The 13,456-nt window shown below is 71.6% G+C and carries 13 protein-coding genes; 9 read left to right on the top strand and 4 right to left on the bottom strand.

The window, feature by feature from the left end; translation table 11 throughout:
• The first annotated feature begins 169 nt into the window (after positions 1-169).
• The 8 genes from ADK57_RS43215 (at position 170) to ADK57_RS43180 (ending at position 8,397) form a co-directional block, all read left to right on the top strand.
• The gene (locus tag ADK57_RS43215) at positions 170-1,201 is read left to right on the top strand and encodes an alpha/beta hydrolase (RefSeq protein WP_053755252.1); all 1,032 of its coding nucleotides are present in this window, start codon (positions 170-172) and stop codon (positions 1,199-1,201) included.
• Positions 1,194-2,408, top strand: coding sequence for an acyltransferase family protein (locus ADK57_RS43210; RefSeq protein ID WP_053755249.1), 1,215 nt, complete (start codon positions 1,194-1,196; stop codon positions 2,406-2,408). Before ADK57_RS43215 ends, ADK57_RS43210 begins: the two co-directional genes overlap by 8 nt.
• A 10-nt stretch (positions 2,409-2,418) precedes the next feature.
• Complete coding sequence (locus ADK57_RS43205) at positions 2,419-3,828, top strand: sensor histidine kinase (protein ID WP_107091790.1); 1,410 nt, start codon at positions 2,419-2,421, stop codon at positions 3,826-3,828.
• Complete coding sequence (locus ADK57_RS43200; RefSeq protein ID WP_053755248.1) at positions 3,825-4,508, top strand: response regulator; 684 nt, start codon at positions 3,825-3,827, stop codon at positions 4,506-4,508. The genes ADK57_RS43205 and ADK57_RS43200 overlap by 4 nt, the downstream gene beginning before the upstream one ends.
• A 104-nt stretch (positions 4,509-4,612) precedes the next feature.
• Positions 4,613-5,977, top strand: a complete 1,365-nt coding sequence (locus ADK57_RS43195) for a sensor histidine kinase (protein ID WP_053755247.1) — start codon at positions 4,613-4,615, stop codon at positions 5,975-5,977.
• Positions 5,974-6,648, top strand: coding sequence for a response regulator (locus tag ADK57_RS43190; RefSeq protein ID WP_053755246.1), 675 nt, complete (start codon positions 5,974-5,976; stop codon positions 6,646-6,648). The genes ADK57_RS43195 and ADK57_RS43190 overlap by 4 nt, the downstream gene beginning before the upstream one ends.
• A gap of 44 nt (positions 6,649-6,692) precedes the next feature.
• The gene (locus ADK57_RS43185; protein WP_053755245.1) at positions 6,693-7,130 is read left to right on the top strand and encodes a VOC family protein; all 438 of its coding nucleotides are present in this window, start codon (positions 6,693-6,695) and stop codon (positions 7,128-7,130) included.
• 64 nt (positions 7,131-7,194) lie between these two features.
• Positions 7,195-8,397 carry a cytochrome P450 gene (locus tag ADK57_RS43180; RefSeq protein WP_053755244.1) on the top strand — a complete coding sequence of 401 codons (1,203 nt, stop codon included), beginning with the start codon at positions 7,195-7,197 and terminating at the stop codon, positions 8,395-8,397.
• On the opposite strand, the gene ADK57_RS43175 is transcribed toward ADK57_RS43180, so the two are convergent.
• The 3 genes from ADK57_RS43175 to ADK57_RS43165 are packed head-to-tail and all read right to left on the bottom strand — an operon-like array spanning position 8,381 to position 11,158.
• On the bottom strand, positions 8,381-8,605 hold the full coding sequence (locus ADK57_RS43175; protein WP_234390587.1) for a hypothetical protein: 225 nt from the start codon (positions 8,603-8,605) through the stop codon (positions 8,381-8,383). The two genes, ADK57_RS43180 and ADK57_RS43175, sit on opposite strands and share 17 nt — an antisense overlap.
• Positions 8,606-8,651: 46 nt before the next feature.
• Positions 8,652-10,253, bottom strand: coding sequence for an ABC transporter permease (locus ADK57_RS43170; RefSeq protein ID WP_053755242.1), 1,602 nt, complete (start codon positions 10,251-10,253; stop codon positions 8,652-8,654).
• The gene (locus ADK57_RS43165) at positions 10,250-11,158 is read right to left on the bottom strand and encodes an ABC transporter ATP-binding protein (RefSeq protein WP_053755241.1); all 909 of its coding nucleotides are present in this window, start codon (positions 11,156-11,158) and stop codon (positions 10,250-10,252) included. Before ADK57_RS43165 ends, ADK57_RS43170 begins: the two co-directional genes overlap by 4 nt.
• A gap of 74 nt (positions 11,159-11,232) precedes the next feature.
• On the opposite strand from ADK57_RS43165, the gene ADK57_RS43160 reads away from it, so the two are divergent.
• On the top strand, positions 11,233-11,730 hold the full coding sequence (locus tag ADK57_RS43160) for a GbsR/MarR family transcriptional regulator (protein WP_053755251.1): 498 nt from the start codon (positions 11,233-11,235) through the stop codon (positions 11,728-11,730).
• Positions 11,731-11,774: 44 nt separating this feature from the next.
• Here ADK57_RS43160 and ADK57_RS43155 read toward each other — a convergent pair whose 3' ends face one another.
• Positions 11,775-13,286 carry an APC family permease gene (locus ADK57_RS43155; RefSeq protein ID WP_053755240.1) on the bottom strand — a complete coding sequence of 504 codons (1,512 nt, stop codon included), beginning with the start codon at positions 13,284-13,286 and terminating at the stop codon, positions 11,775-11,777.
• Between the last annotated feature and the right edge of the window lie 170 nt (positions 13,287-13,456).

The raw sequence follows: 13,456 nt of genomic DNA, 5'->3' as shown, positions 1-13,456 counted from the left end.
GGTCGTGGCTCCTGCGGCGGGGGCTCCTGCGCCAGGAGCAGCGGCCGTTGGAGCTGCGAACGCCGAAGCCACGGCGGCTGGAGCTGCGAACGCCGAAGCCACGGGGGCCGAAGCCGTGACCGCAGCCGCGGCGGCTGAAGCCGTGACCGAAGCCACGGGGGCCGAAGCCGTGACCGCAGCCACGCCGGCCGAAGCCACGACCGCTGAGGAAGTCGGCAGGCGGCGCCGCTCGCAGAGATGGCGGCGTGGCATCCTCGCCGGCCTCATCACCGCCGCAGTCGTCGCTCCCCTCTCCGCCGCGGCCCGGCCCCAGGTCCCCGCCCCGGCTCCGGCCGCCCTCGCTTCGGTGACGGCGGCCACGCTGGACGAGGCGTACGCGGCGAACCGGGCCAACGCCGAGGAGGCGTCCGGCATGGCCGCTGCCCACGGCGACCGGGAGCGCGCCGCGGCGGACCGTGCCATGGCCGGCCCGTCCCGCGACTACCTCGCCTTCGACGGCCGCGGTTCCGGCCGGGCGACGGAGGTCTTCGGAGACCTGGCCCACGCCGACCGCATAGCGGTCCTGGTCCCCGGCTCCGACACCTCACTCGACACGTACGACCGCTTCCGCGCGACCGCGGCCCACTTGCAGAAGGAGCTCGTACGGCAGTCCGCCGCGGCCACCGGCCCCCGCACCGCCGTCGTGGCCTGGCTGGGCTACGAGACGCCGGGCACGATCAGCGCGACGGTCACGACGACGGGCCGAGCCGAGCAGGCGGCCCCGCATCTGCGGGAGTTCATACGGCAACTGCGCGGCATCGTCGGCCGGCAGGCGCAGCTCTCCCTGCTCTGCCACTCGTACGGCTCGGTGGTCTGCGGCAGTGCGGCCTCCGGCGCCGCTTCCTCGCTGGACGTGGACGACATCGCCCTGGTCGGCAGCCCCGGCACCGGCGTCGACTCCACGGCGGCCCTGCACACCCGGGCCCGCGTCTGGGCGGCCCGGGGCAGTGACGACTGGGTGCGGGAGGTGCCGCACATCAGGGCGGACCTGTTCGGCACGACCGTCGGGTTCGGCACCGACCCCGTCTCGCCGTCCTTCGGCGCCCGGGTCTTCGCCGCGGGCGACGGCGGCCACAGCGACTACTTCGCACCGGGCTCGGTCGCCCTGGCCAACCTTGCCCGGATCGTCCTCGGCGAGACCTCGGAGGTGACCCATGCGTGAGACGACCCTGCGCCGCGCGTGGAAGGGCATACGACAGGGCGCCGACCGGGTCGACGCCGCCACCCCCGCCGACCGGGACCGCGCGGTCGACGCCCTGCGCGCCTTCGCCATCCTCGGCGTGGTCCTCGGCCACTGGCTGGTGACCGCGCTGGTGGCGGACGGCGGCGGACTGCACACCGCGAGCCCGCTCCAGCACATGCCCTGGCTGGCCCCGATCTCCTGGGTCTTCCAGACGCTGGCGGTGTTCTTCCTGGTGGGCGGCCATGTGGCCACACGCGGCTACACCTCGGCACGCGCCCGTGGCACGACATACGGCCAGTGGCTGACGGCCCGTCTGTCCCGCCTGTTCAAACCGGTCGCGGCCGTCCTCACCCTGTGGACGGTGACCGCGACGGCGCTCCTCCTCACGGGCGCCGAGTCCGAAACGGTCCGCGCGCTGGTCAAACTGGCGTTGTCCCCGCTGTGGTTCCTGGCGGTCTTCGCCGCCCTGACGGCGGCGACGCCCCTTCTGCTCCGGCTCAACCCACTCTGGCCCCTGGCCGTCGTCCTCCACGTGGACCTTCTCCGCTTCGGCCTGGGCGGCCCGTCCTGGCTCGGCTGGGTGAACGTGGCGGCCGGCTGGCTGGTGCCCTACACCCTGGGAGCCGCCTGGACCCGCGGCGAGTTGGACAGCCGTCGCGCGGGCTGGCTCCTGCTGACCGGCGGGGCGGCGACCACGGCCCTGCTGGTCGTCCTCGCCCACTATCCGGCGTCGATGGTCGGCGTCCCCGGCGCCGAGGTCTCCAACCTCAACCCGCCGACCCTGGCCGCAGTCACCTTCGGCCTGGCCCAGTGCGGCCTGGCCCTGCTCCTGCGCGACCGCCTGCGCCGGGCGATGCGCCGCCCCCTGGCCTGGGCGTCGGTGGCCCTGGTCAACCTCTCCGCGATGACGATCTTCCTCTGGCACCAGACGGCCCTCATGGCCACCACGGCCACGGCCCTCCTGGCAGGCCACCTCCCCGGCCTCCACACGCCCCCCGACGACCTGACCTGGGTGGCCACCCGCCTGACCTGGCTCCCTCTGTTCGCCCTGACCCTGGCCATCTGCTGGACGGCTTTCCGCTCCTACGAACAGGGGCCCCGCCGCCCCCACAACCGAACGTCCCGAGTAATCCGCTCCCACCCTCACCCGAAGTCCAGGCAAGCGAAGGCATCCCGCGGTGCCTAGGGTTGGCGATGTGAACGGCGAAGGGGACGCGAACGGCGAAGGGAGGCCCGCCGACGGCACCAAGCCCCTTCAGGGGCCACCCGTACCCACCCCCACCCCTACCCCCGTTCCCGCTCTCTTCCCCGCCCACCGCCGGCTCCGCCTTCTCACCTACCTCCTGCTCCTGTGGGCGGCACTGGGCATCTTCCTGGCCGGCGGCAACGAGATCAGCGCGGACTACCAACTCAGCACGGCAAAGGGCCTGTTCGCCGGGGCGCTCCAGGCCGCAGCCGTCCTGCTGGCCATCCGCCGCCCCGGCAGCGCCTGGGCCCTGTCCCTCGCCACCACGATCGTGACCGCGGCAGCCGTACGCCCCAACCTCGCGGACACCCCTCTCCCGGGCCCCAACTGGCCCTGGACCACCCCCGCTGTCCTGGCCCACGCCCTCGTCTTCCTCCTCCTCGCCCTGCGCCTGTCCACCCGCAGAGCGGCAGGAGCCCTCGCCGTTACGGCCCTCGCGACCTTCGTCCTCCAGGGCGTCGTCGGCGCACAGCGGTACTCCGGGACCGGCACGGTCGCGATCGCCGTCTTCGCAGCGACCGTCCTCGTCGGCATCGCCCTGCGCGGCCGCAGCGAGGCCCGCAGCCAACTCGTGGAGCAGGAGACGATCACGGCGGAGGAACGGGCCCGCCGCACCCTCCTGGAGGAGCGCAGCCGTATCGCGCGCGAACTGCACGACGTGGTCGCGCACCACATGTCGGTGATCTCCATCCAGGCCCAGGTCGCCCCGCACCTCGTGGAGAACCCGTCCGAGGAACTGAAGGAGAACCTCGCCGGCATCCGGGACAACGCCCTCGAGGCGCTCGCCGAACTGCGCCGCGTCCTCGGCGTCCTGCGCTCCGAGAACCCCGAGGACCCCTACGGCCTGGGCGAGGCCGCCACCGGCTCCGCCCCGGACTCCCCACAACCCACGCTCGACCGCCTCGACGCCCTGATCGAGAACACCCGTGCCGCCGGGCTGGACGTCGTCACCAGCGTCGAACGACCCGAAGGGGGCCCGCCCGCCTATCCGCCGGGGCTGGAGCTGTCGGCGTACAGGATCGTCCAGGAGGCGCTGAGCAACGCGCTGCGGCACGCACCGGGCTCGACCGTGCGCGTCGAGATCCACCACTTCCCCCGCGGGCTGTACATCGGAGTCATCAACTCCCGCCCGCAGCAACCCGTCCCGCCCTCGCCCGGCGTCGGTCACGGCCTGCTCGGCATGCGCGAGCGCGCCGCGATGCTCGGCGGGCACGTCACCGCGACCAGGACGCTCCACGGCGGCTTCGCGGTCACCGCGTTCCTCCCGAAGGACGGCGCGCAGGACGGCGCGCAGGCAGCCACCGACGCCGGTGGGCGGAACGACGCAATCACACCCCCGACAGGAGAAGAGACCCCATGACGAGCGGCACCGGCGGCACCATCCGCGTACTCATCGCCGACGACCAGCAGATGGTCCGGCAGGGCTTCACCGTGCTGCTCAACACCCAGCCCGACATCGACGTCATCGGCCAGGCGGTGGACGGCCTGGACGCCGTCGCCAAGGTCGCCGAACTCGCCCCGGACGTCGTCCTCATGGACATCCGCATGCCCGAGCTGGGCGGCATCGAGGCCACCCGCCGCATCACCGCCGAGCTACCGCACATCAAGGTGCTGGTGCTCACCACCTTCGACCTCGACGAGTACGTGTACGAGGCGCTCAGGGCCGGCGCCTCCGGGTTCCTGCTCAAGGACGCGTCCGCGGACAAGCTCGCCGAGGCGGTGCGGATCGTGGCGGCCGGGGACGCGCTGCTCGCGCCGGGCATCACCCGGCGGCTGATCGCCGAGTTCTCCCGCCTGGACGACAGACCTCGCGCCCCGCTCAAGGAACGTGTGGGCGGTCTGACCGAGAGGGAGACGGAGGTGCTCGCGCTGATCGCCCAGGGCCTGTCGAACGCGGAGATCGCCGAGCGGCTCGTCGTCGCCGAGCAGACGGTGAAGACCCACGTGGGCCGGATCCTGGTGAAGCTGGGCCTGCGGGACCGTACCCAGGCGGCGGTGTTCGCGTACGAGTCGGGCCTGGTGCGACCCTCCGGCTACTGACCTGCGCCGACCCGTGTCGGTACGCGTAGTACCTGAGAGGGATGCCGAAGGACCCCTCTCACTGGTGACGACCGCTACCCGGGCCTCCGCCTACCGTTCTGTATGTGACCGAGACGACCCAGACGCAGCCGCCGCAGCCGACGCCGCACGACCCGTACGCCGCGTACAAGCAGCGCAGCCCGGAGTTCCGGCTGGCCGCGGACGCCCTGCGCGGGCTGCGGCAGGACCTGTTCCACGACGCCTTCGCCTACCGCCCGCTGCCCCGCATGAGCGTCGACGGCCCCCTGACCAGGCGGCTGCCCCCACGCATCCGGGAGTACACGGCCTGGACACCGCACGCCGTGGTGCTGGCCGCCGGACTGCTGGCGGCGACCATCGCCGCCTCCGCGGCCGAGGAGCAGGGCGACATCGGCTCGCTGATCAGCGCCCTGCTGGCCGTGTGTCCGGTGTTGCTGGTGCTGCTGCGGCCCGTCGGGGCGTTCTGGTTCTCCGTTGCGGCCGCCCCGGTCGCCGCGGTGTTCGGCAACAGCTGGGACGACTGGCCGTGGCGGGCCGGCAGCTTCGCCGGCCACCTGATCGTGCTGACGGTCGTGGCCGTGCGGACCAGACCGCGTACGGCGGCGTGGATGTGGGTCCTGACCGGGGTGTACGGCATCGGCGCCGAGACCGTCCTCGGCGGGGGCCACTACTCCTCGAACACCGGGCCCATGATGGTCGTCTCCGCGCTGGTCTTCCTCGCCGTCACCGTCTGGCACATACGCCGGGACGCCGAGCAGGAGGTGACCGCCCAGCAGACGGTGACCGCGCACGAGCGCTCCCGCCGCACCCTCCTGGAGGAGCGCACGACGATCGCCCGCGAGCTGCACGACGTGGTCGCGCACCACATGTCGGTCGTCGCCATCCAGGCGGAGGCCGCCCCCTACCGGGTGGAGAACCCGCCGCCGGAGCTGGAGCGGGCCTTCGTCACCATCCGGGAGAACGCGGTCGCGGCCCTCACCGAACTGCGCCGCGTCCTGGGCGTCGTCCGCGCCGAGGACTACGAGGCCCCGGACGCCCCGCAGCCGACCCTCGCCGACCTGGACGCGCTGCTGGCCAACGTGCGGGACGCGGGGCTGGCCGTCGACAAGACGGTGACCGGAGCGGTGCGCGAACTGCCGCAGGGCGTCGAGCTGTCGGCGTACCGGATCGTGCAGGAGGCACTGAGCAACACGCTGCGGCACGCGCCCGGTGCGGGCGCCCGGGTCGAGATCGGTTACGTCCTCGGCGGGCTGGGCCTGCGCATAGTCAACGACCCGCCGCCCGCGCCGGCCCTGGTGAAGCCCTCGCCCGGCGCCGGGCACGGCATCACCGGCATGCGGGAGCGCGTCTCCATGCTCAACGGCGAGATGACGGCGGGCGCGACGGACGCTGGAGGATACGAGGTGACGGTGTTCCTGCCGGTGCCCGTCGTGAGCGAGGGCGACGCATGACGCAGGGCACGATCCGTGTGCTGATCGCGGACGACCAGATGATGGTGCGCGAGGGTTTCTCGGTACTGCTGAACGCCATGCCGGACATCGAGGTCGTCGGCGAGGCGGTCAACGGACGGGAGGCGGTCGACCGGGTGCGTGAACTCGCCCCGGACGTGGTCCTGATGGACATCCGCATGCCGGAGCTGAACGGCATCGAGGCGACCCGCGAGATCGTCGCCGCGGACGGCACCGCGAAGGTGCTCGTCCTCACCACCTTCGACCTCGACGAGTACGTGTACCAGGCGCTGCGAGCGGGAGCCTCCGGCTTCCTCCTCAAGGACGCCTCGGCCCGCCAACTCGCCGACGGGGTAAGGGTGGTGGCGTCCGGGGAGGCCCTGCTCGCCCCCACGGTCACCAAGCGTCTGATCACCGAGTTCTCGAAGCTGTCCGAGGCCCCGCGCCTCATGCCGTCCGCGCAGGCGGCGTACGGCGACCTGACCGAACGGGAGACGGAGGTACTGGTCCTGATCGCCCAGGGCCTGTCGAACGCGGAGATAGCGGAACGGCTGGTGGTGGCCGAGTCGACGATCAAGACCCACGTCAGCAGGATCCTGGTCAAGCTGGGCCTGCGGGACCGCACCCAGGCGGCGGTGTTCGCGTACGAGGCGCGGCTGGTGACGCCGGGGTGAGCGGCCTTCGCGGCCGGGAGGGGTGGGCGAAGTACCGTGATGGCATGGAACAGCGCATCACTCTGATCACGCTGGGTGTTTCCGACCTCGCCCGGTCCAAGGCCTTCTACGAGGCTCTGGGCTGGCGGGGGCAGGAAGTCGAGGACACCGTCTTCTTCCAGGCGGGCGGCCTGGGGCTGGTTCTGTGGAGCCACGCGAAGCTCGCCGAGGACTGCGGTCTGGAGCCCGGGCCGAGGGCGGCCGGCTTCGGTGGGATCGCCCTGGCCCACAACGTCCGGTCCGACGAGGAGGCCGACGCGCTCCTCTCGGTGGTGGAACAGGCCGGCGGCACCATCACCAAGCCCGCCGCCGTCAACGCCATCGGCTTCTACTCCGGCGCCTTCGTCGACCCGGACGGCCACGCCTGGGAGGTCGCCCACAACCCCGGGTTCCCGCTGGCGGCGGACGGCTCGGTGACCATCCCCGACTTCGGCGCACCGTGAGAGCGTGCCGCGGACAGTGAGACACCCCTGGTCAGGTGAGGGGCTGCCGGGCTAGCGTCCGTCCATGGCAGCCTTCGACCCCTGGGACCCGGCGTTCGTCGCCGACCCCTACCCCGCGTACGCCGAGCTGCGTGAGCGTGGCCGTGTGCAGTACTACGAGCCGACCCGGCAGTGGCTGGTGTCGCACCACGCGGACGTCTCCGCGCTGCTGCGGGACCGGCGGCTGGGGCGGACGTACCAGCACCGGTTCACGCACGAGGACTTCGGGCGGACGGCGCCGCCGGCGGAGCACGAGCCGTTCCATGTGCTGAACGACCACGGCATGCTGGATCTGGAGCCGCCGGACCACACCCGGATCCGGCGCCTGGTGTCGAAGGCGTTCACGCCGCGCACGGTGGAGCAGCTGAAGCCGTATGTGCACGGGCTGGCGGACGAGCTGGTGTCGGCGCTGGTGGAGAAGGGCGGCGGCGACCTGCTGACGGATGTCGCGGAGCCGCTCCCGGTGGCGGTCATCGCGGAGATGCTGGGGATCCCCGAGTCGGACCGGGCGCCGCTGCGGCCCTGGTCGGCGGACATCTGCGGGATGTACGAGCTGAGCCCGTCGCAGGACGTGGCGGCCAGGGCGGTGCGTGCGTCGGTCGAGTTCTCCGACTACCTCCGCGAGCTGATCGCCGAGCGTCGCAAGGCGCCGGGCGAGGACCTGATCTCGGGGCTGATCGCGGCGCACGACGAGGGCGACCGGCTGACCGAGCAGGAGATGATCTCGACCTGCGTGCTGCTGCTGAACGCGGGCCACGAGGCCACGGTGAACGCGACGGTCAACGGCTGGTGGGCCCTGTTCCGCAATCCGGACCAGCTGGCGGCCCTGCGGGCGGACCACTCCCTGGTCCCGTCCGCCGTGGAGGAGCTGATGCGCTACGACACCCCGCTCCAGCTCTTCGAGCGCTGGGTCCTGGACGACATCGAGATCGACGGCACGACGATCCCGAGGGGCGCGGAGATCGCGATGCTCTTCGGCTCCGCCAACCACGACCCCGAGGTCTTCACCGACCCCGCCCGGCTCGACCTGACCCGCGAGGACAACCCGCACATCTCCTTCAGCGCCGGCATCCACTACTGCATCGGCGCCCCGCTGGCCCGTATCGAGCTGGCGGCATCGATGACGGCACTGCTGGAGAAGGCCCCGACGCTCGACCTGGCGGCGGAGCCGCGGCGCAAGCCGAACTTCGTGATCCGGGGGCTGGAGGGGCTCAGCGTCGAGGTCTGAGGCGCCGGAGCAGCGCCCAGCAGCCGAGGGCGGCGGCGGTGCCGCCGAGGATCATCAGCGGCAACTCGGCGTAGAGCACGCTCCAGTCGGGTGCCTGCTCGAAGCGCCAGAACCGCTCCCGGACGCCGACGGACCACACCGCGAGTCCCGCGCCGGCGCCGACCGCCGCCGTCAGGCATCCTCCGGCGGCCTGCATACGTTGTCCCATGCCCGGCATGGACGTGCGCAGGCCGCCCCGAGGTTCCCACCGCCGGTCACGTCGTCATGTCGCGCCGCCGCAGCCCCGCCAGTCCCGCACCGGTCAGCGCGAGGGCCATCAACACAAGGATGAGCACCGGCCCCCACTCCATCCCCCCGCCCGGCAGCTTCGGCAGATGCCCGAACGGGGAGACGTCCAGCACCGCCTGCGGAACGTCCAGCGCGGGCCCGACCCAGCCGATCAGCAGCACCGCCCCGGCCACTCCCCAGGCCGCCACCGCCGCCCGGGGAGCCAGCCCGTGCAGCAGCACCGCCAGTCCGCCGATCACCCACACCGCGGCCACCTGCACCAGACACGCCCCCAGGATCGGCCCGACCTCCTTGCCGTATCCCACGGCGAAGCCCAACCCGGCGAGCAGCATGATCAGTACGGAACCGCCGAAGGCGATCACCAGGTGCCCGGCGGCCCACCGCAGCCGTCCCACGGCGTTCGCCAGCACCGGTTCCGCGCGCCCCGAGGTCTCCTCGCCGTGCAGTCGTAGGACGGAGGCGACGATGTACAGCGCGGAGATCAGGCCGAGCATGCCGATCATCGCCGACAGGAACGCGTCCGTGATCCCCGACTGACCTCCCATGCGTTCGATGATCTCGCGGGCGTTGGCGTTGTCGCCGACGAGGTCGGCCGCACCGTCGGTCAGCCCGCCGTAGACGACCCCGGCGAGGAAGAAGCCGATGCTCCAGCCGAGCACGCTGCCGCGTTGCAGCCGCCAGGCCAGTGCCGCCGCCGAGCCCAGGCGGCCGGAGGCCGGTCCCGGGCGGGTCGGCAGGAAGCTCATGCCGAGGTCCCGGCGGCCGGCGAGGGCGTAGGCGACGGCCGCCTGCGAGGCCACCGCCGCGGCGAACAGGAGCAGGACCCACCAGCGTTCGGCCGCGAAGGGCCGTAGGTTCTCCAGCCAGCCGATCGGCGACAGCCAGGTCAGGACGGACGAACCGTCGTCCGTCGCCGAGTCACCGGCCGCGCGCAGCACGAAGGCCGCGCCGAGCACCCCCGCCGTCAGGCCGCGGGCCAGGCGCGCGCTCTCCGTGAGCTGGGCGACGATCGCGGCCATCGTGGCGAAGACCATGCCGACGGCGGCGATCCCGAGCCCGAAGGCCAGGGCTCCCGCGCCGCCGTGTCCGGCCAGTCCGGCCGTCAGCAGCAGGGCCAGTACGGTGTTCGCGACGGCCGCGGCCAGCAGCGCCGCCGTCAAGGAGGCCCTGCGGCCCACCATCCCCGACGCCACCAGTTCCTGGCGGCCGCTCTCCTCCTCGTCCCGGGTGTGCCGTACGACGACGAGGAGGCCCATCGCGGCGGCCAGCGCGCCCGCGTACACGCCGACGCGCCATGCGGTCAGCGCGCCGAGCGAGTCGTCGAAGACCGGGCCGACCATCGCGCGCAGGGAGGAGTTGGTCTCCACCTGGCGTACCAGGTCGGCGCGTTCGGCGGTGGTGCCGTACAGGCCCTTCAGGGTGTTCGGCATGGAGAGGACCATCAGCGCGTTCACGCCGATCCAGATCGGGATCATCGCGCGGTCGCGGCGCAGGGCGAAGCGCAACAGGGTGCCGGTGCCCGCGAGTTGGCGGGAGCCCCCGGGCCGTAGGGCCGAAAGGGCGGTCATCGGGCCGCCGCCTCTGTCTCGACGTCCTCCTGGTAGTGGCGCAGGAACAGCTCCTCCAGCGTCGGCGGTGTCGAGGTCAGGGACCGTACGCCCGCCTCGCCCAGCGACCGCAGGACGGCGTCCAGCTTGTCGGTGTCGACCTGGAGCCTCACCCGGTTTCCCTGTACGTCGAGGTCGTGGACGCCGGGGAGGTGCGTCAACCCGTTGGGTGCTGCCGCGAGTTCGGCGCTCAGGCTGGTCCGCGTCAGGTGGCGCAGGTCGGCGAGCGAGCCGGTCTCGACCGTGCGCCCCTTGCGGATGATGCTGACGCGGTCGCAGAGCTCCTCGACCTCGCTCAAGATGTGCGAGGACAGCAGCACCGTCCGGCCCCGGTCCCGCTCCTCCTCCACGCATCGCTGGAAGACCGCCTCCATCAGCGGGTCCAGGCCAGAGGTCGGCTCGTCCAGGATCAGCAGGTCGACGTCCGAGGCGAACGCGGCGACCAGGGCGACCTTCTGCCGGTTGCCCTTCGAGTACGTCCGCCCCTTCTTCGTCGGGTCGAGTTCGAACCGTTCGACCAGCTCGGCGCGGCGCCGGGTGTCGAGGCCCCCGCGGAGACGGCCGTAGAGGTCGATGACCTCGCCGCCCGACAGATTCCGCCACAGGGTCACGTCGCCGGGGACGTACGCGATCCGGCGGTGCACCTCGACCGCGTCCGCCCACGGGTCGAGGCCGAGGACCTGCGCGGCGCCCGAGTCGGCGCGCAGCAGGCCGAGCAGGACGCGGATCGTGGTGGATTTGCCGGAGCCGTTCGGCCCGAGGAAGCCGTGTACTTCCCCCGTCTCCACCTCGAGATCGAGACCGTCGAGCGCGTGCGTGCGGCCGAAGGACTTGTGCAGTCCGGACACCGTGATGGCCTTCGTCATGCTCCAGAACGTACGCTTCTTTCAGAAATTTGTGAAGTTAAGGAAGCGTGTGAAGCCCGGTTAGGATGGACCGCATGACCGAATCAGCCGGGGCCGGGCGGGACGCGGAGGCCGTGTCGAAGTTCGTGGAGGCCTTCGCGGCCCAGCTCGTGGAGGCCGGGATGCAGAGAATGGCCGCCCGGGTGTTCGCCGCGCTGCTCGCCTCCGACTCCGGCGCCATGACCTCCGCCGAACTCGGCGCACAGCTCCAGGTCAGCCCGGCCGCCGTCTCCGGTGCGGTGCGGTATCTCTCGCAGGTGCACATGGTCTCGCGGGAGCGCGAACCCGGCTCGCGGCGCGAGCGGTACCGGGTGCACAGCGACCAGTGGTACGAGGCGCTGACCAACCGGGACGCCATCCTCAAGCGCTGGGAGCAGACCCTGCGCGAGGGCGTCGACAGCCTGGGCGACGCGAGCCCCGGCGGGCAGCGGATCGCCGAGACGCTCGCCTTCTTCGAGTACCTCGAGGGCGAGCTGAGCAAGCTGATGGAACGGTGGCGGGAGCACCGGGACAAGACCTTCGGCCGGGGCTGACACGCAGCGCCCGGCCGAATGACCGACTCTCGACCTGCTTGTGACTAGCGCTCCTTCGTCTCCTCCAGCACCGTCCGCCCGATCAGCGCGTACCGTGCCGGATCCCGGCGCTTGAGGTACTGGGCGTACCCGATGCCCGCCGCCGCGATCAGCGCCACCAGCCACGGCGTCGCCTTCAGCACCAGCGAGCCGGACTCCGTGCCGGCCGCCACGCCCATGTTGGACACCAGCAGCACGACCACCGCGAGCATCGCCAGGCCGCCGACGAGCGGGGCGGTGAAGGTCTTGAACCAGTGCCTGCTCTCGGGGTGGTGGGAGCGGAAGTACGCCAGCACCGCGAAGGAGCACACGGCCTGCACGACGAGGATCGCCATGGTGCCGAGGATGGCGAGCAGGACGTACAGACCGGCGTACGGGTCCTTGCCCGCGATCCAGAACGCGGCGATCAGTACGGCGCTGACGATGGTCTGGACGAGGCCCGCGATGTGCGGCGAGCCGTGCTTGGCGTGGGTGCGGCCGATGGTGTTCTTCAGGGACGGCAGGACGCCCTCGCGGCCGAGCGCGTACATGTAGCGCGAGGCGCAGTTGTGGAAGGCCATGCCGCAGGCCAGTGAACCGGTGATCATCAGCCACTGCATGACGTCGACCGCCCAGTGGCCGACGTACCGCTCGGTGGGGTTGAAGAACAGGGCGAGGGGGTTCGCCGAGGAGGCGGCCTTCACCGCCGCAGCCTCGCCGTTGCCCGTGATGGCCATCCAGGAGACGAAGACGTAGAAGACGCCGACGCCGAGGACCGAGATCATCGTCGCCTTGGGGATGATCTTCTTCGGGTCTCGGGACTCCTCGCCGTACATCGCGGTCGACTCGAAGCCGACCCACGACCAGAAGGCGAAGAAGAGACCGAGGCCGGCGCTCGTTCCCTGGAAGGCGTTGACCGGGTTGACCGGGCCGAAGGTGAAGCCGTTCGGGCCGCCGCCGTGGAGGGCGACCGAGATCGCCATCGCCGCGAGGATCGTCACCTCGGTGGCCAGGAGGACGACGAGCAGCTTCTCGGCGACCGAGACGCCGAACCAGGTGCCCATCGCGTTGACGGCGAGCATCAGGATCGCGAACGCCCACCACGGGACGTCGAGCCCCGTCTGGTCATTGAGGGTTGTCGTCGCGAAGGTCGAGAAGATGCCGATGAGGGCCGGCTCGAAGACGACGTACGCGAAGGTCGCGAGGAGCCCGGAGGCGAGACCGACCGTGCGGCCGAGGCCGTACGAGATGAAGCCGTAGAAGGCGCCGGTGGAGGTGATGTGCTTCGCCATCGATGTGAAGCCGACGGAAAAGATTGCCAGGACGACCATTGCGACGAGGTAGCTGGCCGGGGCGCCGATGCCGTTGCCGGACGACACCATGAAGGGCACGTTGCCGGTCATCGCGGTGATCGGCGCCGCTGTCGCCACGGCCATGAAGACCACGCCGAGCAGGCCGATGGCGTTGGGCTTGAGCCGGTGGACGGTCTCCCCGCCGCCTGTTTTCGTCTCGGGGGCAACGCCCTCTTGTACTGCCATCGGGTGGCCCCTCTCCTGTCGGCCGTCCTGTCGGCACGCTTGGGTACTGGTCCGGAATCCTGAAGGGCGAATGAGTCGCGCAAGAGGCTGGAAGCGTTAAATGTATGTCAACCAGACCTTTAAAAACCAGGGCGTGGCGAACGCCTTCGTTAACTCTCCGGCAGCTCGTG

It is taken from the genome of Streptomyces sp. MMG1533, from assembly GCF_001279775.1.
GTDB lineage: Bacteria > Actinomycetota > Actinomycetes > Streptomycetales > Streptomycetaceae > Streptomyces.
This window is presented reverse-complemented; position numbering and strand designations above follow the sequence as displayed.

What these genes read in the sequence shown, in the direction of transcription:
- ADK57_RS43210 (WP_053755249.1), top strand. Translation starts at nt 1,194, where the DNA reads ATGCGTGAGACGACCCTGCGCCGCGCGTGGAAGGGCATACGACAGGGC.
- ADK57_RS43200 (WP_053755248.1), top strand. Translation starts at nt 3,825, where the DNA reads ATGACGAGCGGCACCGGCGGCACCATCCGCGTACTCATCGCCGACGAC.
- ADK57_RS43190 (WP_053755246.1), top strand. Translation starts at nt 5,974, where the DNA reads ATGACGCAGGGCACGATCCGTGTGCTGATCGCGGACGACCAGATGATG.
- ADK57_RS43185 (WP_053755245.1), top strand. Translation starts at nt 6,693, where the DNA reads ATGGAACAGCGCATCACTCTGATCACGCTGGGTGTTTCCGACCTCGCC.
- ADK57_RS43180 (WP_053755244.1), top strand. Translation starts at nt 7,195, where the DNA reads ATGGCAGCCTTCGACCCCTGGGACCCGGCGTTCGTCGCCGACCCCTAC.
- ADK57_RS43175 (WP_234390587.1), bottom strand. Translation starts at nt 8,605, where the DNA reads ATGGGACAACGTATGCAGGCCGCCGGAGGATGCCTGACGGCGGCGGTC.
- ADK57_RS43170 (WP_053755242.1), bottom strand. Translation starts at nt 10,253, where the DNA reads ATGACCGCCCTTTCGGCCCTACGGCCCGGGGGCTCCCGCCAACTCGCG.
- ADK57_RS43165 (WP_053755241.1), bottom strand. Translation starts at nt 11,158, where the DNA reads ATGACGAAGGCCATCACGGTGTCCGGACTGCACAAGTCCTTCGGCCGC.
- ADK57_RS43160 (WP_053755251.1), top strand. Translation starts at nt 11,233, where the DNA reads ATGACCGAATCAGCCGGGGCCGGGCGGGACGCGGAGGCCGTGTCGAAG.
- ADK57_RS43155 (WP_053755240.1), bottom strand. Translation starts at nt 13,286, where the DNA reads ATGGCAGTACAAGAGGGCGTTGCCCCCGAGACGAAAACAGGCGGCGGG.